Source organism: Polyangium mundeleinium (assembly GCF_028369105.1).
Taxonomy (GTDB): Bacteria; Myxococcota_A; Polyangia; order Polyangiales; family Polyangiaceae; genus Polyangium; species Polyangium mundeleinium.
The window spans coordinates 4,168,258-4,188,364 of the sequence record NZ_JAQNDO010000001.1; the positions used below are offsets into that span (position 1 = coordinate 4,168,258).

Annotated in this window: 20 protein-coding genes; 10 read left to right on the top strand and 10 right to left on the bottom strand. The window is 68.7% G+C overall.

From position 1 onward, the window contains the following. Positions 1-356 precede the first annotated feature (356 nt). The 5 genes from POL67_RS16710 (at position 357) to POL67_RS16730 (ending at position 4,805) form a co-directional block, all read left to right on the top strand. Complete coding sequence (locus tag POL67_RS16710) at positions 357-593, top strand: hypothetical protein (protein WP_271918358.1); 237 nt, start codon at positions 357-359, stop codon at positions 591-593. 32 nt (positions 594-625) lie between these two features. Continuing rightward, positions 626-1,897 carry a radical SAM protein gene (locus tag POL67_RS16715; protein ID WP_271918359.1) on the top strand — a complete coding sequence of 424 codons (1,272 nt, stop codon included), beginning with the start codon at positions 626-628 and terminating at the stop codon, positions 1,895-1,897. Continuing rightward, positions 1,894-2,847 carry a PLP-dependent aminotransferase family protein gene (locus tag POL67_RS16720; protein WP_271918360.1) on the top strand — a complete coding sequence of 318 codons (954 nt, stop codon included), beginning with the start codon at positions 1,894-1,896 and terminating at the stop codon, positions 2,845-2,847. Before POL67_RS16715 ends, POL67_RS16720 begins: the two co-directional genes overlap by 4 nt. A gap of 69 nt (positions 2,848-2,916) precedes the next feature. Then, the gene (locus POL67_RS16725) at positions 2,917-3,765 is read left to right on the top strand and encodes a hypothetical protein (RefSeq protein ID WP_271918361.1); all 849 of its coding nucleotides are present in this window, start codon (positions 2,917-2,919) and stop codon (positions 3,763-3,765) included. Between the two features lie 65 nt (positions 3,766-3,830). Further along, positions 3,831-4,805: an NHL repeat-containing protein gene (locus POL67_RS16730; RefSeq protein WP_271918362.1), complete on the top strand. Its 975-nt coding sequence runs from the start codon at positions 3,831-3,833 to the stop codon at positions 4,803-4,805. 3 nt (positions 4,806-4,808) lie between these two features. Here the strand turns inward: POL67_RS16730 and POL67_RS16735 are convergent, their stop codons facing one another. The 3 genes from POL67_RS16735 to POL67_RS16745 all read right to left on the bottom strand — a co-directional run bounded on the left by POL67_RS16735 (position 4,809) and on the right by POL67_RS16745 (position 8,016). After that, the gene (locus POL67_RS16735; RefSeq protein ID WP_271918363.1) at positions 4,809-5,480 is read right to left on the bottom strand and encodes a hypothetical protein; all 672 of its coding nucleotides are present in this window, start codon (positions 5,478-5,480) and stop codon (positions 4,809-4,811) included. Between the two features lie 77 nt (positions 5,481-5,557). Beyond that, positions 5,558-6,721 carry a PAS domain S-box protein gene (locus tag POL67_RS16740; protein WP_271918364.1) on the bottom strand — a complete coding sequence of 388 codons (1,164 nt, stop codon included), beginning with the start codon at positions 6,719-6,721 and terminating at the stop codon, positions 5,558-5,560. A 212-nt stretch (positions 6,722-6,933) separates the two neighbouring features. Further along, the gene (locus POL67_RS16745; protein ID WP_271918365.1) at positions 6,934-8,016 is read right to left on the bottom strand and encodes a hypothetical protein; all 1,083 of its coding nucleotides are present in this window, start codon (positions 8,014-8,016) and stop codon (positions 6,934-6,936) included. A 55-nt stretch (positions 8,017-8,071) separates the two neighbouring features. On the opposite strand from POL67_RS16745, the gene POL67_RS16750 reads away from it, so the two are divergent. After that, positions 8,072-8,209, top strand: coding sequence for a hypothetical protein (locus POL67_RS16750; protein WP_271918366.1), 138 nt, complete (start codon positions 8,072-8,074; stop codon positions 8,207-8,209). A gap of 151 nt (positions 8,210-8,360) precedes the next feature. Continuing rightward, the gene (gene rsmG / locus POL67_RS16755; RefSeq protein WP_271918367.1) at positions 8,361-9,080 is read left to right on the top strand and encodes a 16S rRNA (guanine(527)-N(7))-methyltransferase RsmG; all 720 of its coding nucleotides are present in this window, start codon (positions 8,361-8,363) and stop codon (positions 9,078-9,080) included. Positions 9,081-9,101: 21 nt separating this feature from the next. On the opposite strand, the gene POL67_RS16760 is transcribed toward rsmG, so the two are convergent. The 7 genes from POL67_RS16760 to POL67_RS16790 form a co-directional block, all read right to left on the bottom strand. Beyond that, positions 9,102-9,464 (bottom strand): cupin domain-containing protein, encoded by a 363-nt coding sequence (locus POL67_RS16760; protein ID WP_271918368.1) that lies wholly within the window; start codon positions 9,462-9,464, stop codon positions 9,102-9,104. Between the two features lie 64 nt (positions 9,465-9,528). Continuing rightward, the gene (locus tag POL67_RS16765; protein ID WP_271918369.1) at positions 9,529-10,257 is read right to left on the bottom strand and encodes a response regulator; all 729 of its coding nucleotides are present in this window, start codon (positions 10,255-10,257) and stop codon (positions 9,529-9,531) included. Between the two features lie 33 nt (positions 10,258-10,290). After that, positions 10,291-11,412 carry a sensor histidine kinase gene (locus tag POL67_RS16770; protein ID WP_271918370.1) on the bottom strand — a complete coding sequence of 374 codons (1,122 nt, stop codon included), beginning with the start codon at positions 11,410-11,412 and terminating at the stop codon, positions 10,291-10,293. Between the two features lie 14 nt (positions 11,413-11,426). After that, complete coding sequence (locus tag POL67_RS16775; protein WP_271918371.1) at positions 11,427-11,930, bottom strand: Rab family GTPase; 504 nt, start codon at positions 11,928-11,930, stop codon at positions 11,427-11,429. Continuing rightward, positions 11,927-13,657: an OmpA family protein gene (locus POL67_RS16780; protein WP_271918372.1), complete on the bottom strand. Its 1,731-nt coding sequence runs from the start codon at positions 13,655-13,657 to the stop codon at positions 11,927-11,929. Before POL67_RS16780 ends, POL67_RS16775 begins: the two co-directional genes overlap by 4 nt. After that, the gene (locus POL67_RS16785) at positions 13,654-14,220 is read right to left on the bottom strand and encodes a hypothetical protein (RefSeq protein ID WP_271918373.1); all 567 of its coding nucleotides are present in this window, start codon (positions 14,218-14,220) and stop codon (positions 13,654-13,656) included. Before POL67_RS16785 ends, POL67_RS16780 begins: the two co-directional genes overlap by 4 nt. A gap of 196 nt (positions 14,221-14,416) precedes the next feature. After that, a complete protein-coding gene (locus tag POL67_RS16790) occupies positions 14,417-16,327 on the bottom strand; it encodes a mucoidy inhibitor MuiA family protein (protein WP_271918374.1) in 1,911 nt (636 codons plus the stop codon). Positions 16,328-16,416: 89 nt separating this feature from the next. Between POL67_RS16790 and POL67_RS16795 the strand changes: the two genes are divergently transcribed. The 3 genes from POL67_RS16795 (at position 16,417) to POL67_RS16805 (ending at position 20,055) form a co-directional block, all read left to right on the top strand. Then, positions 16,417-16,935, top strand: a complete 519-nt coding sequence (locus tag POL67_RS16795) for a DinB family protein (protein WP_271918375.1) — start codon at positions 16,417-16,419, stop codon at positions 16,933-16,935. Positions 16,936-16,980: 45 nt separating this feature from the next. Beyond that, positions 16,981-17,760 (top strand): hypothetical protein, encoded by a 780-nt coding sequence (locus POL67_RS16800; RefSeq protein WP_271918376.1) that lies wholly within the window; start codon positions 16,981-16,983, stop codon positions 17,758-17,760. Positions 17,761-18,453: 693 nt separating this feature from the next. Continuing rightward, positions 18,454-20,055, top strand: a complete 1,602-nt coding sequence (locus POL67_RS16805; RefSeq protein WP_271918377.1) for an MFS transporter — start codon at positions 18,454-18,456, stop codon at positions 20,053-20,055. The last annotated feature ends 52 nt before the right edge of the window (positions 20,056-20,107 follow it).

Genomic DNA, 20,107 nt, shown 5'->3' on the forward strand with positions numbered 1-20,107 from the left:
TAGGCCTCGACGCCGGGGATGCGCAGAGAATCCGCCGCGACGTGGTTCGCCGCGCTCGTCATGAAGGCCGGGAAGCTGCCCAGGCCGAAACGCGCGGCGTACTCTGCATTGAGCGCGGAGAAGCGCGCCTTGTCGAATCCGGCGGCGGGCGTTCCGTCGACCGCTGCCTCCAGGTTGTCGAGGCAGAAGTGCCAGCCCGTGGCGTCGCGGGCGACGTTCGCGCGATCCGCCGGGATCGTCGTGAAGCTGAAGCGGTCGAAGCTGCTCGTCTCTGTCCCCGGCGCGTCTGCATGGCTCGCCATCGACTATTTCGATCCGAAGGGAGCCCCCTATCGGATCGGCCTCGCGCAGGACGGATGCGAGCTCTTCCCCTCGATCTTTCGTTCTCGGACTTCGTCGCCTCCTTTGGTCGCTTCGGGGTGGCCCGCTGGTACCTCGCCTTCGCCGGCAAGAAGGCCGAGAAGGCGATGAACATCGATTTCGCGGACGAGATCGAGAAGAGCCTCGCGGACTATGCCGGCGCGTTCCCGGCAGAGGTCGCGGCGCTCCTCCAGCGGGTGGATCGGCGGCGAAGACCCAACGAGTCGGGTTGACTTGATCCTGCGCGTCTAGAATCATGGCGTGGATGGATTCCTTCGTCGCTTTCATCCCGCTCTCGAACTGGCTGCGGGGCTTCGACCGCTACGGGATGCGGTATTCGAAGGCGTTGATCGGTGAATCGACGTTTCCCGACGCATTCTACATGCTGAAGGAGGACGAGCGCTGGGCGCCGGGGCTCGAAAAGGCGCGGCGGCTCGTGGCGAAGCTCGGTCGGCCGAAGGATCGCGTGGTGGCGCTGCGGGCGCGGCTCCCGGTCGGGCCCGCGGGGATGCGCCCGAACGACGTGACCGGCACGGGCATTGGCTGGCGCTGGCCGGCAAGCGAGATCCCGCTCTCCGGCGTGGCGTGGGTCGACGAGAAGGATTCGCTCGTGCCCACGCGGCACGAGGAGATCACCGCGGAGGCCTTCCGCCTCGATGACGACGGGCTCGTCGAATGGGCGAAGTGCCGGCCGCGGAGCGTGTCGGTCCTGCCCGTCGCGAAGGCCTGCCAGGCGCGTTGTGCCTTCTGCTTCTCGAAGGCGAGCGTGTCCGATCTCGCGCGCCAGCGGAGCGGCACGCTCGACCAATACCTCGCCTGGGCGAAGCTCGCGAAGGAGCGGGGCGCCGAGCGCGCCGTCATCACCGGGGGCGGCGAGCCGACGCTGCTCGAACCCGAAAAGCTCCGCGCGCTCGTGCGTGGCCTCGCGGGGTTGTTCCCGACAACCCTGCTCATCACGAACGGCGCGCGCCTCGATCTCGCGCAACTCGAAGCCCTCCGAGAAGCCGGGCTCACCACGCTCGCGGTGAGCCGGCACGGCGTAACGCGAGAAGACGATGCGCGGATCATGGGGATCGAGGTCGACTCCGGAGCGCTCGGACGTGCGCCGGGGCTCCGCACGCGGGCGATTTGTGTGCTCCAGCGAGGGGGCGTCGACGACGCCGCGAAGGTGCGCGCCTACCTCGAACGCAGCGCCGCCGAGCGGTTTCAGGAGGTTTGTTTCAAGGAGCTTTACGTTTCGAGCCTCTCGGAAAACCCGTGGGCGCCGAGCCGCGCGAACCAGTTTTGCGAAACGAACCAGGTGCCGCTCTCGCTCGTGCTCCACACGCTCGCCACGCTCGGCTTCGAGAAGCGCGCGGAATTGCCCTGGGGGAGCCCCGTGTTCGAAGGGGAGATCAAAGGCCACGCGCTCCGCGTGGCCGCGTATACGGAGCCCTCGGTCGGCTGGGAGCGGACGCATGGGATTGTACGCTCGTGGAACGTGATGGCCGACGGAACCTGCCTCGCCTCGCTGGAAGATCCGAGCTCCACGTTATGAACCACGAAACCTTCCTCGCGCGCCGCGCTGCGCTTCAGGCCGCGCGGCCCTCGCTCGTCGACCTCGCGGAGCTGAACGTCTACCGGAGCCTCGGGCGTGCCTTCCCCGCCATTTTGCCATCGACCCACCCGGAAGCGCCTTATCGTTGTCACCTCGCGGAGCGATTCCTCGCGCACCTCGATCTCCCGCAGGCGCTGAAGCCGCGCACGCAGGTCAGCCACGGCGTCCGCCGTTCGCTCCGCGCGCTCTTCGGGCTCCTCGCAAAGCAGAACGCGCGTGTCGGCGTGCCCGCCGATGTGTACCCCGTGTATCTGCACCTCGCGGCGGAGGCAGGCGCGACGATCGTCCCGTGGGAGGCGCGCGTCGGTCTTCCCGCGCTCGACACGCTCGATGCATTGTTGATTTGCGAGCCCCTGAAGCCTTGGGGCTCGGCGCTCACGCCCCACGAAGCCGACGCGCTTCGGCGCTGGGCGCGCGCGGACGCACGTCGTATGCTGATCCTCGATTCGGTCTACGCGACGCCGCCGACGGAGGTCTCGCGGGAATTGCTCGAGGACGAGAGCGCCGTTTTCCTCACGTCGCTGTCGAAGGGATGGCTCGTCCCGGATCACGCGGGGATTTGCATCGTGCCCGAGCGCTTCCGGAAGGAGACGCGAGACACATTCGCCGAGCTGCCGAAAGACGAACCGCGGCTCCGTATCGGGTATGCGGCGCTCACCGAACATGCTGCGCGCCCCCGGGAGGTCTCGGCCGCCTTGCGCGAGCGCGCGCGCAGGCTCGACGCGCTGACGAGCGCGAGGCCCGAGCTGAAAGCCTCCCCGTGCATCGGCTACTTCGCGACATCGTCGAGGTCGTTCCACGAATTGCTGGAAATGGGCATCCTCGGCGTCCCCGCGACGGTCTTCGGCGGGCCCGAGGACCTCAGCGTGCTGTCGAGCCTCGAAGGCTGAGCCGCCGGCCGCTCCCCGACCGTTGGGTCTTCGGGCGTATGGGGATGACGTCCGAAGGGTCGAGGCTCCATGACGATCACAGATCCCGTGGACTCATACCGACCATTGCCGGCGTTTGCCGCGATCGTGCTCGTCCTCTTGTCCGGCGCTCGGGCCTCGGCCGTCACGCCGCCGCCCGTCTCGGCGCGGGCGGGCACGGCCAGGGTCGACCGCAGCAAACCGAGCGGTCCCACGCCCATGGTGCAGCGCGGGCTCATCCTGCCCACGGGGCTGCTCGATCCGTACGTGAGCTCCTTCGTCGAGCGCCCCGCCGACAAAGGGTTCCATCGCTTCGGGGCGAGCATCGGTACGTTATGGGGCATGGTCCCCGAGGTGCACGTCGATCTCCAGATCGGCCCCTATTACATCGGTCAGGAACCGCTCCCGGGCACGAACCGCCTCACCTTCACCGGTCGGTTCGTCAAAACCCGGCCCGTCGACCTCGGCGCCTCCTTCATGACCGTATTCGACCCGAACCCCGCGCGCCCGTTCGTCAGCTACGTTCAGCCGGGACTGCCTGCCATCCTCCGCCCGAACAAGCACCTCCGTATCGATACCGGCGTCTATGTCCCCTGGTATCCCACCACGGATTCGCATGTCGGCGTTCGCGTCCCGCTGAACGTGTACGTCCAGATCGCGGACCGTTTCCACATCGGCGGGGCGAGCGTCCTCATCGTCTCGGACCTCCGTGACCCGCAGGCGACCACGTCCGTTCCTGTGGGTTTGACCGGCGGCTACAGCGCAGGCCCGGAGCTCGACTTCCTGGCGCTCACGCCGTATGTGACCTGGACGCGCTTCTATTCGTCCGCGACCGGCGCCCTGGACACGCGCGCGTTCGTCGCCGGACTCATTGCCGACTTCATTATCGATCTCCGGTGAATTACCTGTCACGGCGGGCGTGACGTGACTCGGGTTACCTCCTATCCTCGGGAGTGGAGGTTCCCATGCATTTTCTTCACCGCTCGTTGCAATTTGTGGTCCCTGCGGTGCTCGTCCTCTCCGCGTGCACGGTCGCGCCCAATGGCTCGCGCTCCTCGGAGAGCGGCGCCGAGGTGGGCGAATCGAGCGGCGGGCAGGGCGGGAGCGCCGGGGCCGGCGGGATGGGCGGCGGGAACGCCGGAATGGGCGGTGAGGGCGGAGATCTTTTCGGCGACGGCGGATTCATGGGCGCGGGTGGTGGATCCGGCGGCGACGGTTGCGCGGACGAGGCGAGGCTCGTTTACATCATCGGCCAGGACAACGAGCTCTACAGCTTCAACCCGCCCACGCTCGAAGTGAAGCTCATCGGCGTGATCGATTGCCCCACCGGCGGCCTCGGCACGCCGTTCTCGATGGCCGTCGACCGCCGAGGGACGGCGTGGATCCTCTTCAGCGACGGCCGCATCTACCACGTCGACGTGAAGACGGCGGCCTGCGCGGCGACCGCGTTCACCCCGGGACAGCAGGGGTTTACCACGTTCGGGATGGGGTTTGTCTCCAATGCGCCGGGAAGCGCGGAGGAGACGCTTTACGTCGCCGACTACACCGGCAAGGGCCTCGCGCAGATCCATCCGCAGACGCTCGAGCTCTCGTTCGTCGGCCCATGGGACCAACTCACCGGCGCGGCGGAGCTCACGGGCACGGGCGATGCGCGGATCTTCGGCTTCTTCAACTACAGCCCGATCATCATCGCGGAGATCGACAAACTCTCGGGCAAGATCCTGAGCCAGGCCCCGCAGCCGTCGGTGACGATCGGGAGCGGCTGGGCGTTCGCGGTTTGGGGCGGCGATTTCTGGTTGTTCACGAGCCCCACGGGCGACTCGCAGATCCAGCAGTATCGACCCTCGACCGGGAAGACGACCGTGGTGAAGACGGGCCTCGGCACGAACATCGTCGGCGCGGGCGTCTCCACCTGCGCGCCGGTCGAGACGCCGAAATGAGCGCTACTGGAAGTTTACCGCGATCCACCCACCAGCGGCGCTGAAGCCACAGGCGACCTTCGAGAAGTATTTCGCGCTCATGTTCACGTAATGCCCGCAGACGTCGCCCGTGGATTGCCCGTAGAAATCGCAATTCGGGCAGTCCGGGTTGTACCCACCGTTGCAGGCGTCGCAGCCGGAGCATCCGGTCTGATCCCGCTCGGCCCACATCCCATCGAGGCAGCCCGAGACATTGTCAGCCCCGTGGCCGAGGCACTCGTTCTGGCCGCTGCCATTGCAGGTCGGGTGGAGACCCATGCCCCAGGAGCCGTGCGGCTTGTTGTTCTCTTGATCCCACGTCGCCTGCTGATCCACGCAGGGCTCCGCTTCCTTCCAGCGCGCGAAGGGCGGGAGCCCCATCGTGGCGCGGTGCGCGTTGATCGTGTCGACACACGCTTGCCGGGCCGCGTCGTATGGATCGGACCCACCACCGCTGGTGGTCGTGCCGCCGCCGTTCCCGCCGCTGCCGCTCGACGCGCTGCTGCTCGGCATCCCTCCTTGGCCGGCGCTGCCGTCGCTGCCGCCTTCGCCCGCCCCGCCGCCGCCGCCGCTTTTTTGCGATTCCGCGCCCGAACACGCGGCGACGCCGAGCGCCAAAAGACACAGAAGAACCCGAGACGCCATCTTCATCGACATGGGGAAGCTCCTTGCTACCGCCCCGAGTGTAGAGGACGATAACGGGCGCCTGGTATGGAAAACGACCGGGACGGCCGTCAAACCCGGTGGTTGGAAGGGGCCGGGGCGCGGCGCGGCTTGCCGGCGCGGCGCTTCATGACGTACCGGAGGGCCTCCTCCAGATTCCCGAGCGTCACGACACTCCCGAGGTCCACGCCGAGGCCGACGAGCGCCGTGGCCACCCCGGGATTGACGCCCGTCACGAGCGCCGTCGCGCCGAGCAGCCCGAGCGCGCGTAACACCTTGAAGAGGTGATCGGCGGTCGTCGCATCGACCTCGCCGATGCCCGTCATGTCGAGGATCACGTAATGCGCTTGGTCATTCACGACCGCGTCGAGCAAGGTGGCGAGGATCCGCTCGGCGCGCGCCCCATCGATGGTCCCGACGAGCGGCAGCGCGAGCACGCCCTCCCATACGCGCACGATCGGCGTGGAGAGCGTGCGGATCGCGCCCTCTTGCTGCGCGATGAGGTCGAGCTGCTGGCGGAGCGTGCGTTCGGCCTCGACGCGCTCGGTGACGTCCAGCGCGACGCCGAGCACGCCCTCCACGGGGCCGCCGTCCTCGTGGGTGATCGGGATGTATCGGCATTCCCATACGGTGCCGTTCGTCACGGCGAGGGTCGTTGAAAAGGTGCCGGCGAGGGCGGCGCGGATCGCGGCGACGATTTCGGTGACGTCTCGGTAGACCTCGAATGCACTCATGCCGACGACCTCGCCGGGCGCGAAGCCGAGCGCGCGGAGCCCAGCGCCGTCGGACAGCGTGAAAATGCCGTTCTTGTCGGTCGACCAGAGCACGAGCGGGGTGTTGTCGAGCATGCGCCGCAGGAAGCTGCGCTCGGCGGCGAGCGCGGCGCGCGCCTCGGTCTCCGAGGTCGTGTCGCGAATGAAAGCGGCGCGGCCGAGGAGCTCGCCCTTTTCGTCGTGCAGGGCGCGGAAAAGCCATTCGCAATGGAAACGCGCGCCGTCTTTCCGGACACACGGGGCCGTGAACGATTGCGGGCTCGTGGTGTCGAGCTGCGAGACGAGCGCGCCCGGGTCCGCGTCGGTCTCGGGGCCGAGGAGATCGCGTATCGTCTTTCCGATGACCTCGACCCCGATGTACCCGAAGATCCGTTCGGCCTCGGGGTTCCACGCGACGATGGTGCCCTTCGTGTCGAGACCGACGATGCCCATCGGCGCCTCGCGCGTGAGCGCACCCAGCAACCTTGCATCCTCGAAATGAGCTGGCGCAGCACGTTCCTCGATCCCCATCTCGCCCGTGTACCAAAAGAGCAGCCGCCCGGAAAGCGCTGTCCTCTCGCGGGAGTACGCCTCACTACGGAAGGGTTGGGTGAGCGGGGGACGTCATTGAGATGACGGTGAGCATCCCTCCTCTACGTGGACGCGGAGGGTTTGGCGGAGCGATTCGTTCGCCCTTACGAAACCAAGGGCTGGGTCGAAAGGCGAGGGGAACGCGCCGCGCCATTGGCACGCCCCTGCTCGACGAGCGCGTCGCCCGCCGGGCGGAGGACCTGCGCCGCCGCCTGCCGTCGCAACGAGGTGACCTCCTCCGCGGGGAGAAACCCGTGCTCCCGGGGCAACGCCTCGCCCGGGACCGTCGCGTTCTTGCAGGCCATCTGAAGCGCCTTTTCCAGCGTCGCGGCCACCTCGGCGGCGAGCGCCGCGCCGCCCGTGCCGATCGCCCAGCGCACGAAGGCCCATCCGAGCTCGGCGTGGCGCATCTCGTCCTCGGCGATCTCCAGCAATGCAAGGCGCACCGCGCGCGGGCCGGCCTCTTGCGCGGTCGCGGCGGCCTCGATGGCCGCGAGCGTCTCGCCCACGCAACCCTCGACCACGGTGGCGAGGGTCGTCGCCGTGAGCGAGCCGAGATCCTCGAAGGCCCCGTCGACGGCGAGCGGCCCGAAGCCGAGCGACGTGCCGCCATACGCCGACGCGAGCGCCATGGCGAGGCGCGCGTGCCGCACTTCGTCGAGCGCCGCTTGGTGGGCCGCTTCGACGAGCGCCGGCGGCGCGCCGAGCGCCATCAGCGCCATGGAGAATCGGGCGAACGAGGCCACGGACGCGTGCTCGTAGCGACCTCGCTCGGCCCAGCGCTGCGCGAGGCGCGAGCGCACGTCGGCCGGGAGAGCGGCCGTATCGAGCTCGCGGAGCGCAGCATTAAAATCGCGGAGGCCCTGGGCGCGATCGGCGGGCGCGTCCGGCGCGCTCGACCAGGCGCTCGGCCCTTCGCGCACGTCGGCGAGCCGGGGCGTGCCTTGCACGAGGAGCGGCCGTCCATCACAGCCGATCGAGCCGACGAGATAACAGCAGCTCTCGGCGCTGCCGTCGTCTTCATTGGCAAAGGGCCCCCGGAGCGGCTCGCATTCGCATTCCCCGGATCCCGGTGGCCGGTCCTCGAGGACGACCTTGTCCACGCCAGGACACATGCCGTTCACGGGCGTGGTGCAGAGCGTGATGTCGCAACATTGGCCGTGATAGCCGAAACCGTCGTCGTACACGGGCCCGTAACAGGCGGGCGCCGGGGCAGGCTCGAGGTTTTCGAGAGAGGTTCCCGTGTCGGGGGTGCCGGAGGAGCTGGAGGTGCCGGAGGAGCTGGAGGTGCCGGAGCCGCCGGAGCCGCCGGAGCCGTCGGAGCCACCCTCGACGCTGGCCCCGCACCCCGAGGCGATGAGGAGGCTTGCGCCCCATTGAGAAGCGACGAGAAGGCGATGGAGGAAGACACGCATGCGGATCTACTTGGCAATCCGTGTGCCGCCGCGCGCACGTGGGGTTTCGCGTCCATGTGTTTGTTCGGGCTGTGCCGGCTTGTGCCGAGCGCGCCAGCTCGTGCTACCCCGGTGGCGTGACCACGGCCGCCCGCCCTCCGCTCCCGCTCCCGAACTCCACGCCCCTCGCGCCTCCCGACGGCTTCGACACGCGCCTCGCGGAGATCGGCGTTCGCCTCGACGAGCCCGTCCTCGCGCAGCTCGGCGACTACCTCGCGCGGCTGCTCGCGATGAACGAGCAGATGAACCTCACCGCGATCAAAGATCCGATCGAAGCCTGGGAGAAACACGCGCTCGACGCGCTCACGCTCCTGCCCTTGCTCGGGGACGTCGGCGCGGGATCACGGCTCGTCGATATCGGCTCGGGCGGCGGATTGCCCGGCATTCCGATCGCGATCGCCCGGCCCGATCTCCAGGTCACGCTGGTCGATGCGACGCAGAAAAAAACGGCGTTTCTCTCGGCCGTCGCAGCCGCGCTCGGCCTCACGAACGTGGAGGCGCGCGCCGGGCGGGCCGAGCAGCTCGGGGCCGGGGAGCTTCGCGGGGGGTTCGACGTCGTGACCGCGCGCGCCGTGGCGCGACTCAACCAGCTCGTGCCGCTCACCGCGCCGTTCGCGAAGCCGGGCGGGCTCGTGCTCCTCGTGAAGGGCCAGCGCGCCGACGAGGAGCTCGCCGAGGCCAAGCGCGTGCTCGTCGAGCAAGGCACGACCCACGAGAAGACGGTCGCGACGCCGACGGGGCGGATCGTCGTGCTCCGGCGAGGATCGGGCGAGGCGCGGCGCAAGGGAAAGCGGTGAACACGCGCGCCCGGCCGGGGATCACGTCGCGCCGGGCGACTCGCCGCCCCTCGGACCATAAAAAAGGACCCATACGGCGAGGTCGACCGAGAAATCGATGAATCGATGCGTCGCCCCCGCAGGGACGAACAGCACGTCGCCGGGAGAGAACCGAACCTCGCGATCGCCGCAGACGAAGCGCCCGGTCCCCCGCGCCACGACGTAAAGCTCGTCCTGCCCATGCGGCGACTGCGGGTCGACGCCCCGTGGCGCATACAGCTCGACCGACATCGAGCCGTGGCGCATGACGACCGTGAAGCGTGGATCGTCCTGCCGCCCGAGCGTCGCGAGCGCCTCGTCGAACGTGGCGAGGAGCGGCGGAAGCGGAGGGGCCGGATCGGACATGAGGTATCTCCTTATTCGGGAAGGGACGGCGTTTCCGCGTACCACGCCCCGCGCCGCGCGTCGCTCAAGCGGACCTCGCGGCCACGACTGAAAGTTGCTCCTCGATCTGTCCGATCAACCACCCGATGAAATTCTCTTTGGGCATGACGCTCGAGACGTGGAGCCCCGACCAGATGGGCGAGCGGACCGAGGAGGTATCGCAGCTCTGCACGACCACGGGCACGTCGCGGATGCGGGCGTCGCTGCGGATCGCGCGGACGAGCTCCACCCCGTTCATCACCGGCATGTGGATGTCCGTGATGACGAGCGCGACCGCGTGCGAACCGAGGAGGGAAAGCGCCTCGCGGCCGTTCTCGGCTTCGAGCACCTGAAAGCGTGGCTCCAGCACCGATCGATACACGTGGCGCAGGAACGCATCGTCCTCGACGAGCAAGATGGCCCCGCCCGTGTCCCCGCCGAGGACACGCGCCACCATCGCCCGCAGCTCCCCGGCCGTGACCGGTTTTTCCACGTACCCCGAGACGCCGTGCAGGATGGCCTCGGCCTCGCGCTTGACCACGGTGACGAAGACCGTGGGAATGCCGTGGCCCCGCAGCATGCGGTTCAAGGCAAACCCATCCATCTCGGGCATGAGGACGTCGAGGAGGGCGAGGTCCGGCTTCCACGTCGAGAGCATCCGGAGCGCGTCGCGACTGCCCGGGCTCGTGCGTACCTCGTGCCCGACGTCGGCGAGCGCGGAGGCCATCCAGAGCCTGGTTTCGTCGTCGTCGTCCACGATCAGGAGCTTCGCCATGGCCCGTCCTTCCCTCGCTCCGCTTTCCTTCATTCACGCCGCCCTGGCCCCTGTCGAGGTGGCGGCCTTGTGGAGGCGGAACCAGAACCGGGCGCCTCCCTCGGGAGACGTGGCGTACCCGATCGAGCCGCCCCAGCGCTCGACGGTGATGCGGCAGAAGTAAAGCCCGAGCCCCGTGCCCGCCTCGGGCCCGATCCCCCGGCCAAACCGCTCGAACAGCCGCGCCGCGTGCGAGGGCAGAACGCCCGGCCCCTCGTCCTCGACGCTCACCTCGAGGCTCGTGTCGTCCTCGCGCACGCGCACGCGCACGTGGCCCCCGACCGGGCTGTGGCGGACGGCGTTGTCGAGCAGGTTCACGAGGACCCGCACGAGCCGGGGTTCGTCCGCGACGACGAGGCTGCCCGGCGGCGGCTCGTCCCGCTCGATCCGCACGTTCCGGCCGCGCGCTCTCCGCTCGTGCTCGGCCACGACACGGCGGATCACGGCGCGCAGATCACACACCACGGCCTCCTCGTGCGTGGCGTCGAGGCCGCCGTGCTCCGAGGCGAACACGGTCAGGATCTCGCGGATCATCGCGCGCTGCCGGAGCGCGGCGTCGAGCGCGGCGTCGAGCAGGACGCCGTCCTCGCCGGGCGGATCACGCTCGTCGAGGGACGAGAGCACGCCGAGGATCGTCTGGAGCGGGCTCGCGAGGTCGTGGACGATGCAATGCATGAGGATGTCCTTCTGCTCGATCTCGCGGGCGAGCGCGTCGTAGGTGATGCGCAGCTCGCGGGCGCGCTGCAGGACCAGGCGTCGCTCGTGGAAGAGCTCGTCGCAGCGGGTGATCACGAGCAGGCGCGAGGGGCCCACGAGGAGCGCGGTCGCTTCGAGGGGCAGCTCCTCGCCGCCTTCGGCCGTCTCGCACCAGACGTCGGAGTCGAGCCGCGTCGGGCCTCCGCCCTGCCAGACGGACTCCGCCTCGGGCAGGAAGACCTCGAGGAATGGAAACAGGCTCTCCACGCGGATGGGCGTGTCCCCGCGGAGGACGCCCGGCCTCCGGCGCGCGAACCAGGCGGGCGCGTCGCCGCGTTGCAAGAACGTCCCGTCCGGCTGGCGTTCGAGGACGACCTTCCCGAGGGACGCGAGGATCGAGCTTGCGATCGAGGTCTCCATGGCGAGCGAGCCCTTCAGCGCTGGAGGAGCGCGCGGCCGAGCGCGCGGAAGGCCTCTTCGACGCCCGCGCCGGTCTTGGCGCTGGTCTCGAAGACGGGCCAGCGCGCGGCGAGCTCCCGCTCGGAGGCGTCGTCGAGCTCCCAAAAGGCGCGCAGATCGGCCTTGTTCAGCACGAGGACACGCGGGACGTCGCCGAGCATCTCCGCGGCGGCGTGGTGGAGGGCCATCGCGGTCTCCACCGTGGCGCGGCGGGTCCCGTCGGCGACGAGGAGGTAGCCGGCGGCGCCGCGCAGGTACGAGAGACGGACGCGCTGGAACTCGTCCTCGCCGCTCAGATCCCACAGGACCAGGACGATCTCGTGATCGCCGTAGGGGATGTGCTTCGTCTCGATCCGCGTCCCGATCGTGGTCTGGTACTGCTCGGAAAAGATGCTGCGGACGAAGCGCATGACGAGGCTCGTCTTGCCGACGCCCGTGGCGCCGAGCAGGCACACCTTGCGCTTCGCGAGCGTGCTCATGAGCCCTCGCGCGCAGGCGAGAGGCGCACGGCGAAGGTGACCTTGGGCGCGGCCAGATCCGCTTGACCGACGCCCCGCGTGGCAAGCGACACGGTCGGGACGCCACGCGCGCCGAGCTCGGTCGACACCCGCGAGGCGCGTTCCTCGCTGAGGCGCTGGTTTTTCTCGGGTGTGCCCGTGGCGTCGGCGTGCCCCACGATCTCGATCCGCGCGGAAAGGCCGCCCCGCGGGGCGGTGTCGAGGAGCGCTTGCACGGCGCGCGCCGCGGCGTCGAGGCGGGCGCGCTCGGCGGAAGACGGGCGGGCCGAGCCGAGCGGGAACACGATCTGGATGCCCTCCAGCGCGGCCGCCGCCGCCTTTGCGGACGTGATGGCCTCGGCCTCGAACAGGTGCTCGTCGTCGAGCGCCGTGACGCCTGGCAGGCTCGTGGCGAGGAGCCGCGCCCGCTCGATCCACGCGCGCTCGGCGACCCCCGCGACACGAAGGGTCCCGTCCACGAGGCCCAGCGAGACCCCGGGCGGCGGCCGGAGCACCTGGGAGGCGCGTCGCTCCGCGAGCGGAGGATCCAGCGAGTAGATCGGCTTGAACCGCAGCTCGATGTCCGCGGCGTCGAGCCCATGGCGCGCGCGCAGCGCGGCGGGGTCCTCCGCGAGGGGATCCCCGAGCCCCTCGACGAAGCGGCGTCCTTCGTCGCGCCCCGTCCTCGTCACCAAAAGGCCGGGCTCCCCGCGCAGCGCCTCCACGTACGTGTCGAAGCGTCGATTCTGGTCGTGCACGCGCTTCCACGCGATCCCGCCGCCGACGAGGGCGAGCGCCGCGATCGCTGCGAGCACGAGCAGACCGCGGCGGCCGCTCGTCGGCTTCTGGATCCGCTCCTCTCGCATGCACCCGACGAGCGCGTCGCGCGTCGGCTCGAACACGGCCACCTCGCCCTGGAAGTGCACCAGGGCGTCCGCGTATTTCCGGTGGATCTCCTCCAGCGTCTCGGCGAGCGACGCCTCCACGTCCTTCGACGCGACGCCGCGGACGATGGCGACCAGCATGGCGCGCGGGCCGTGCTCGACGATGCCGGTGAGCCCACCGACGCAGAAGCGCGACAACCCGCCTTCTTTTTCTTCACGAAAGGCGTCGCGGGCGAAATCGTCGATGGCCGCGAGCATCGCCGACACCTGATCGGGATCCTCCGACGTCACGTTCTCCGCGGCCACGTGCTGCAAGACGATCCCGCTCTCGCGGTGCACCAGGAACACGTGCTCCACCCGGTAGGCGAGGTTGTGGAGCATCACGATCTCGACGAAGGGCCGGCCGGTGCGGGCCGCCTCGATGCGCCAGCGCAGGCTCGTCAGCGTCATCGTCCGCTGGACCATGTCGTCGACCCGCAGGAGGAGCGCTTCGAGCGCGGCGCGGGCGGCCTTCCGGATGGCGGGGCCGATCGAGGGGAAGATGGCCTCCGCGAAGAGCTCCGGGTTCTTGCGGACGGTCTCGTGGATGCTCGACAAGAGGAGCGGCTGCATCGCGGACGCGAGCTCCTCGCCGCGCTTCTGGCTCACGACGGCCGCGCGGGCCAGCACCTCGCCGATGGCCTCGGCGAGGGCTTCGGGCGTCTCGAGCTTGTGTTCGAGGGACTTCAGCCGCTCCTGTTCGGGCTTCACGAGCAGCGGGCGGAGGTCGTCGAGGGTGTAGTCGTGCTCTCGCCGCCGCGCCCGCGCGCGCAGGCGGGCGCTCATGACTGCTCGGCGCGAGGCTCCGACGTGCGTGCGGCCTCGACGACTCCGCTCGCGGGGCCGGCGGCCTCGGACGGCTCGCCGGTGTACACGGCGAGCTCACGCTGGAGCGTGGACATGAGCTCGTCCCGCAGGGAGCGTGATTGCTCGACGAAGCCCTTGGCCTCATCGAGGATCTGCTGGCGGAAATCACGCTGCGCCCGGACGAGCCCGTCCTCGAGCTTCTTGATGCGCTGGTCGAGCTCGGCGACGGCGTCCCGCGCCTCGCGCGCCACGTTGTTCAGCGCGGCCACCTGCGCGGCGCGGTCGGACTCCCGCTGCGTGCCCTGCGCGTCCGTCTCTCGCTTCACGTGGGCTTCGAGCACGTCGATCATGCGCCTCGTATCGGCGCGCAGCTCGTCGCCTTGCGACGCGACCAGACCCTCGATGCGCGCGAGCTTTCGCTCGAAATCGCGAACAATGGCCCCGAAGAGGATCTCACGCACCTGATCGAGGTTGTTCGCCGGCGCCGTCGCTGTGTGCGTGGTCCCCCTGCTTTCGAGCTCCGCTCGTGCACTCGGGTTCATGGCTCCCCTCGTCGCGACCGGCCTCTCGCGTGGACTTGGCCGCGAGCGTTCCGGGCCCCCTTGTCGTCCAGATGCGCTGGAATCCATAGGAAATGACTCCCTTGGCCGCGCTGGAACCATAATGCCGTGGACGCTCATCGCCACCCCCGGCACCGCTGGCGTCGGCCGATCGGATCGGCCGACGACGCTCGTCGGCTCAGAACTGCTGCTCGATCTCGATCAGCCGCTCCTCGAAATCGATCTTCCGCTTCGGGGCGGCGGCCGGGCTCGGCATGTGCATCTCTTGCATCTGCTTGCGCCGCACGTCGAACACGAGCGACGGCGGATATTCGACCTGGTACGACACGCGGAACTCGCGCTCCTCGCGCGGCGCGAGCGTCACCGTGAAACGCACGATCCCCTTCGCGTCGGGCTTCTCGTTCGGCGTGATCTTGACGTTGCTCACGCGGATCTCGGTGTTCTCCGAGACGGGGATGCGCTCGGCGAGGACCACGGTGACGGGGCGATCCGACAGGTTCTTCGCTTTGCTCACGAACGAGAGCTGCATGCGGTTTCGCGCGTTGCGCTGGAGCGAGCTCTGGTGTTTGTCGAGCTCCCGCGTGAGCTTGACCTGGTCGGCCACACTAAAAAAGACCGAAAAGTCCTCGTCCTTGGTGACGAAATCGATATCGGTCATGCCGAGGAACGCGCCGTCCTGATACCGCGCGACGCTGCCGGGCAGGAGCGGCTGGCTCGTCTTGTTGGCCATCTCCAGGGTGACGGCGGCATTGAGCGACTCTTCCGGGGCGGCGATGATGCGGCGTTGCGCCTTGATGCGGGTGGACCCCGTGCGGAGCCGGATCGAGCGGCCGTCCGAGCGCACGATCGCCGGATCCTTCGCGACGAAATGCGCCGTCGTGCCGCGCGTCTGCAGGCCCTGGAAGATCTGCACGGTCTTGCTCTGCACGCGCTCGAGCAGCGCCAGGTTCGACGAATAGGATTGATCGAACTGCTCCACCTCGGAGACGCGCTGCGACGACGCCTGGTTCATCCGGTTCCAGTGGCGGTTCTGCTCCTCGAATTTCTTCTGCGCGGAGCTGAACGAGGTCACCTGCCGCGTGATGCTCCTCGTCACCTCCTGCGTCTTGCCGAGCGCCAGCATTTCAAGCTCGGGGATACGCTCGCTGTCCGACGAGGACTGCGTCGAGAACGAGAGCTCCGCGTGGCTCCAATCTTCGCCCGTCGTCTGCGTGACCACGGCGAACGACGTGAGCTCCACCCAGTCGGGATCGGCCGCGCTGGCGCGCACCTCGTGCATGGGCTCCCACGTGGCGCCGGGCGTGGCGTACGTGAGCGTCAGGGTCGCATTCGCGGCGGCGGTGCCTTGCACGGTCACGAGCACCGTCGTCTCTTCCAGCTTGGTCAGGCGGCGCAGCTCCTCCAGATTGCGGGCGCTCGCCTCCACGTCGGGGGCGAGCTGCTCGCGCGCAGCCTGCACCTCACGCCGCGACGCGCTCGTCTTGCGCAGCGCCCCGGAGACGAAATCGATCACCTGGCCATACGTGTCGACCTTGATCTCTTTCGTGACGGCGTCTCCTTCGAGCTTCTCCACGGAAAACACCTTGATCGATTCGACGTGTTGTTGCTGCGCGTTCAGGATCGCGAGCTCGTCGTCGAGCGCTTGCAGCTTCCGGAGCAGCGCCTTGTGTTTTTCCTCGACCTTGCGGAACCCTTCGTCCGTGGATCGCGCGAGGAAGCGCCGCTCGACGATCACGTCCACGATCTTGCCGGCGCTCGTGGCGGCGCGCACGGAGCCCTCGTCGACCCAGCCGGGCAGCTTCTTGAAGCGGAAGACCGTGGGCTCGGGCGTCAGAGCCACCGCCGCCTCGCGGCTCACGAGGGCCCGATCGGAGTACACCGTGACCTTGGTGATCCGCGACGCCACGCCTCGATCGGCGGGGTCCTCGGCCGTATCAGCGACACTCGCGGCGAGGGCAAACACAGGCGGCGTGCTCGGCGTCGGACTCTCCGCGCGCGGCGTCACGGCCGGAGGCGTGCTCGTGCACCCGAGAGCTGCGGAAACCAAGAGGGTGAGGGCGATCCACTTCGAAGGGAGGGGCGGCGTCATGGCAAGGCCCTACTGTACGGGCGAGTCGCGCCGAGGATCTATTTTTCCCGAGGTGTGACCCGGCAAGCGGCATGGAGTACGATGCCCCCATGCTGCTCCCGACGCTGCGCTACCAACTCGACGTGTCCTGGGCTCTCCTGTCCCTGCATCTGGACGGCCTCCGCGATGAAATGTGCCTGTGGGAGCCCGCGCCCGGCGCATGGACGGTGCGGCCCGCGAACGGTCGCTGGGTCGCCGATCTCATCCTGCCCGAGCCGAACCCGCCGCCCACGACCACGATCGGCTGGGTGACCTGGCACATCGGCTGGTGGTGGACAGGCGCGCACGCCCATACCTTCGGCGCAAAGCGCGGCGAGCCCCTCGACATGATCGAGCACGCAAAGACCGTGGACTGGCCCGGCAGCGCCGCCGCCGCCGCCGCATGGCTGACCCGCCTGCGAGATCAATGGGTGCAGGCGCTCGACGGTCTCACGGAGGCCGATCTCGACCAGCACATCGCATGGTTCGACAAGCCCCTGGGCCACGTGATTGCCTGGGCCAACATCGAGCTCATGAAGAATGCCGCCGAGGTGGGTCAGTTGCGGCTCCTGTACCAGAGCCAAAGGTGATGATCGCCGAGGGCACCGCGTGGTAACCTCGACCGCGGAGCCACCATGTATCTCGATTTGCTCAGCGCTGGGAACAACGGGTTCGAGACCGCGATCAATCGCTCCTTTCCGCGATTCCGGAGCAGCCGGCTGAGCGCCGTCGTCACGGCCCTCCAGAGGGTCCAGGCGAGCCCGATTCAGCTCAACATGGCCAACCTGATGCATGCGCTCCACACCTGGCGCACGCAGGATCCGAACGAATGGGCGAACCGTGGCGGGACGAACGGCGTCGCCTATCGCCTCTGGATGGAGACCAAGCAGCGGCTCCGCAACGCCACCGGGTACCTGCCTTATCCCAACGACCCGCTCCTCCCCGGCGGCTGCCCGGGGACGACGCTCCTCGGCACCTACGTACCTCCCGCACCCGAGGGCGTCGGGGAGATCTGCCACGGCTTCACCTATCGCTGGCTCGTCGCGCGGGGCAAGCTCCCGGAGACGCGCCCGGCCCAGGGCGCGGGCTGGAACGGGGTGGTCATGGCCCCCGTCCTCTTTCCGAACGGCGTCAATACGTACGCGGCCGCCAGGGCCGGCGGCGTCCTCCAGGTCCAGGCCGGGGATCTCGTCGGATTCTACGATCCCAATACGCTGCTGCTCCAGCACACGGTCATCGTGGAGGCGCAGAACCTCTGGTTTGGCGCGAACAACGCCGGCACGTTCCAGCAACCGATCGGGCGCACCCAGGTCAACCTGAACGCCGTGCCCATGGGTTACGCGTGGATCGATGGAGGCAATCAGTGGCAGACGCCACTGGGGACCTGCGACGTCGTGTATCGCCGCTTCCCCTGACGCGAGGCCCGGTCGGAAGAGGCGACGTCGAGCCTCCGGAGACACGAGGTCATGCCTTGGAGGGACGACGTCGCGTCTCGGAGACACGAGGTCGTGCCTTGGAGGGACGACGACGTGTCTTGGGAGCGTGCGACCGAGCCTCCGGAGACACGAGGCCATGCTTTGGAGGGACGACGACGTGTCTTGGGAGCGTGCGACCGAGCCTCCGGAGACACGAGGGCGTGCCTTGGAGGGACGACGTCGAGTCTCGGAGACACGGGGTCATGCCTTGGAGGGACGACGACGTGTCTTGGGAGCGTGCGACCGAGCCTCCGGAGACACGAGGTCATGCCTTGGAGGGACGACGTCGTGTCTCGGAGACACGAGGTCATGCCTTGGAGGGACGACGACGTGTCTTGGGAGAGTGCGACCGAGCCTCCGGAGACACGACGTCGTGCCTTGGAGAAACGAGCGCGAAGGAAGGCGCGGCGGGCTCGCTGCGCATCCCGCGTGCGTGCGAGCCCGTCTTGCGCGGGCGCGGAAAAAAACCGTCTTGCGATGGACGCCGGTCGGCTTTACGAGCCGCATGCGGCGCTCCGGCTCCGCACGTCGGGGGAGGGAACGGGCATGACGCGCGCAGCGAGGACGCTCGACCATCGGCGAGGGGGCGCATCGAAGCGGGGGAGCAAGCTCGAGGCTCGCTCCTCTCGGTCGATGCTCGTGCCGCTCGTGCTGGCGCAGTTCCTCGCGAGTTACGACTCTTCGAGCATGAACGTCGCCATCAGCCGGATCACGGCGGACCTCGGGACGACGGTCACCGGCGTTCAGACGGCCATCACCGTCTTCACGTTGACCATGGCGGCGCTGATGATCCCGGGCAGCAAGCTCAGCGACATCTGGGGACGCAAGCGCTGCTTCATGCTCGGGATCGCCATTTACGGGCTCGGGGCATTCGTCACGGCCCTCGCACCCGCCCTGGCCGTCATGGTGATCGGTTGGTCGTTGCTCGAAGGCATCGGCTCGGCGCTGATGATCCCTCCGATCTACATCTTGACGACGGTCTCGTTCGCCGATGCGGTCTCGCGCGCGAAGGCATTCGCGCTGGTCAGCGCCGCGGCAGGCCTCGGCTCGGCCAGCGGCCCGCTCATCGGCGGGCTCATCACGTCGACGATCTCCTGGCGCGCCTCGTTTCTCACCGAGGCCCTCATCACCCTCGGGATTCTCTATTCGAGCCGTCGAATCCTCGACAAAGGCCCCACCGGTCCGAGGCCCGCATTCGACCTCGTGGGCGCGATGCTGTCCGCGGCCGGCCTCGCCTCCATCGTCATTGGCATCCTCCAGGCCGGGACGTACGGTTGGCTGCACGCTCGCAAGGATTTCGCGCTCGGCGATTCCGTGATCCTCGCGCGAGGTGACCTCTCGCCGGTCGTCGTCTTCACGGCCATCGGCGTCGGCCTGCTCGCGCTCTTCTTCGTCCACGTACGACGCCGGGAACGGTCGGGAAAAACGCCGCTCTTGTCGACCCGGCTCTTCGCCAGCCGGACGTTGAATCTCGGGCTCGTGACACAAAACGTCCAGTGGTTCATGTTGCTCGGCACGTCCTTCGTCATCGCCGTCTTCTTGCAGGTCAGCCGGGGGTACGACGCCATTCGAACCGGCATCATCGTGACGCCCGCGACGCTCGGGATCCTGTTCGCTTCGGGGCGAATCGACAGGATGACACGGAGGTACACCCAGCGCGTGATCATCCGCGCTGGATTCGCGACGGCCCTTTCGGGCATCGCCCTCCTGATCTTGCTCGTGCGCACGACGGCCAGCGTCGCCCTCTTCGCGCCCGGGCTCTTTTTGCTGGGCTTCGGCGCGGGCATCATGCTCACGGCCTCCGTGAATACCGTGCAGTCGAGCGTGCCGGACGAGGAGCAGGGCGAGATTTCCGGCGTATCGCGCAGCGTGTCGAACCTGGGTTCGTCGCTCGGCACGGCGATCGCAGGCGCCGTCTTGATCTCGGCCCTCCAGACAGGCATCGGCGCCCGCGCGGCGGAGAGCGTGGTGCTATCGCCGGACGAGAAGCAAGAACTCACGGCGGCGCTCGAACGCAGCGTCAGCACCGTGAGCGACGCGGAGGTCCGCGAGGCCTTGCAGGGCAAACCTCAGGCCCTCGTGGACGAAGTGACGAGAATCAATGCCGAGGCGCGGGACCGAGCGATAGGCCTGGCCCTGGGAGCGGTCTTTCTGTTCGGCCTGTTCGGCCTCGTCGCGGCGATGTTCCTCCCGAAAAACGCCGGGTGTCCTCGGCCCGAGCCTGCCTCGACGTGAAGCCCGCTTCGGCATGGCCGTTGCCTTTCACGGGGACCGAAAGGAGCACATC

Coding starts and splice junctions, on each gene's coding strand:
- POL67_RS16765 (WP_271918369.1), bottom strand. CDS start 10,257: ATGGCGAAGCTCCTGATCGTGGACGACGACGACGAAACCAGGCTCTGG.
- POL67_RS16795 (WP_271918375.1), top strand. CDS start 16,417: ATGCTGCTCCCGACGCTGCGCTACCAACTCGACGTGTCCTGGGCTCTC.
- POL67_RS16735 (WP_271918363.1), bottom strand. CDS start 5,480: ATGTCGATGAAGATGGCGTCTCGGGTTCTTCTGTGTCTTTTGGCGCTC.
- POL67_RS16760 (WP_271918368.1), bottom strand. CDS start 9,464: ATGTCCGATCCGGCCCCTCCGCTTCCGCCGCTCCTCGCCACGTTCGAC.
- POL67_RS16730 (WP_271918362.1), top strand. CDS start 3,831: ATGCATTTTCTTCACCGCTCGTTGCAATTTGTGGTCCCTGCGGTGCTC.
- POL67_RS16805 (WP_271918377.1), top strand. CDS start 18,454: ATGCTCGTGCCGCTCGTGCTGGCGCAGTTCCTCGCGAGTTACGACTCT.
- POL67_RS16800 (WP_271918376.1), top strand. CDS start 16,981: ATGTATCTCGATTTGCTCAGCGCTGGGAACAACGGGTTCGAGACCGCG.
- POL67_RS16770 (WP_271918370.1), bottom strand. CDS start 11,412: ATGGAGACCTCGATCGCAAGCTCGATCCTCGCGTCCCTCGGGAAGGTC.
- POL67_RS16710 (WP_271918358.1), top strand. CDS start 357: ATGCGAGCTCTTCCCCTCGATCTTTCGTTCTCGGACTTCGTCGCCTCC.
- POL67_RS16780 (WP_271918372.1), bottom strand. CDS start 13,657: ATGAGCGCCCGCCTGCGCGCGCGGGCGCGGCGGCGAGAGCACGACTAC.
- POL67_RS16790 (WP_271918374.1), bottom strand. CDS start 16,327: ATGACGCCGCCCCTCCCTTCGAAGTGGATCGCCCTCACCCTCTTGGTT.
- POL67_RS16715 (WP_271918359.1), top strand. CDS start 626: ATGGATTCCTTCGTCGCTTTCATCCCGCTCTCGAACTGGCTGCGGGGC.
- POL67_RS16720 (WP_271918360.1), top strand. CDS start 1,894: ATGAACCACGAAACCTTCCTCGCGCGCCGCGCTGCGCTTCAGGCCGCG.
- POL67_RS16725 (WP_271918361.1), top strand. CDS start 2,917: ATGACGATCACAGATCCCGTGGACTCATACCGACCATTGCCGGCGTTT.
- POL67_RS16785 (WP_271918373.1), bottom strand. CDS start 14,220: ATGAACCCGAGTGCACGAGCGGAGCTCGAAAGCAGGGGGACCACGCAC.
- POL67_RS16775 (WP_271918371.1), bottom strand. CDS start 11,930: ATGAGCACGCTCGCGAAGCGCAAGGTGTGCCTGCTCGGCGCCACGGGC.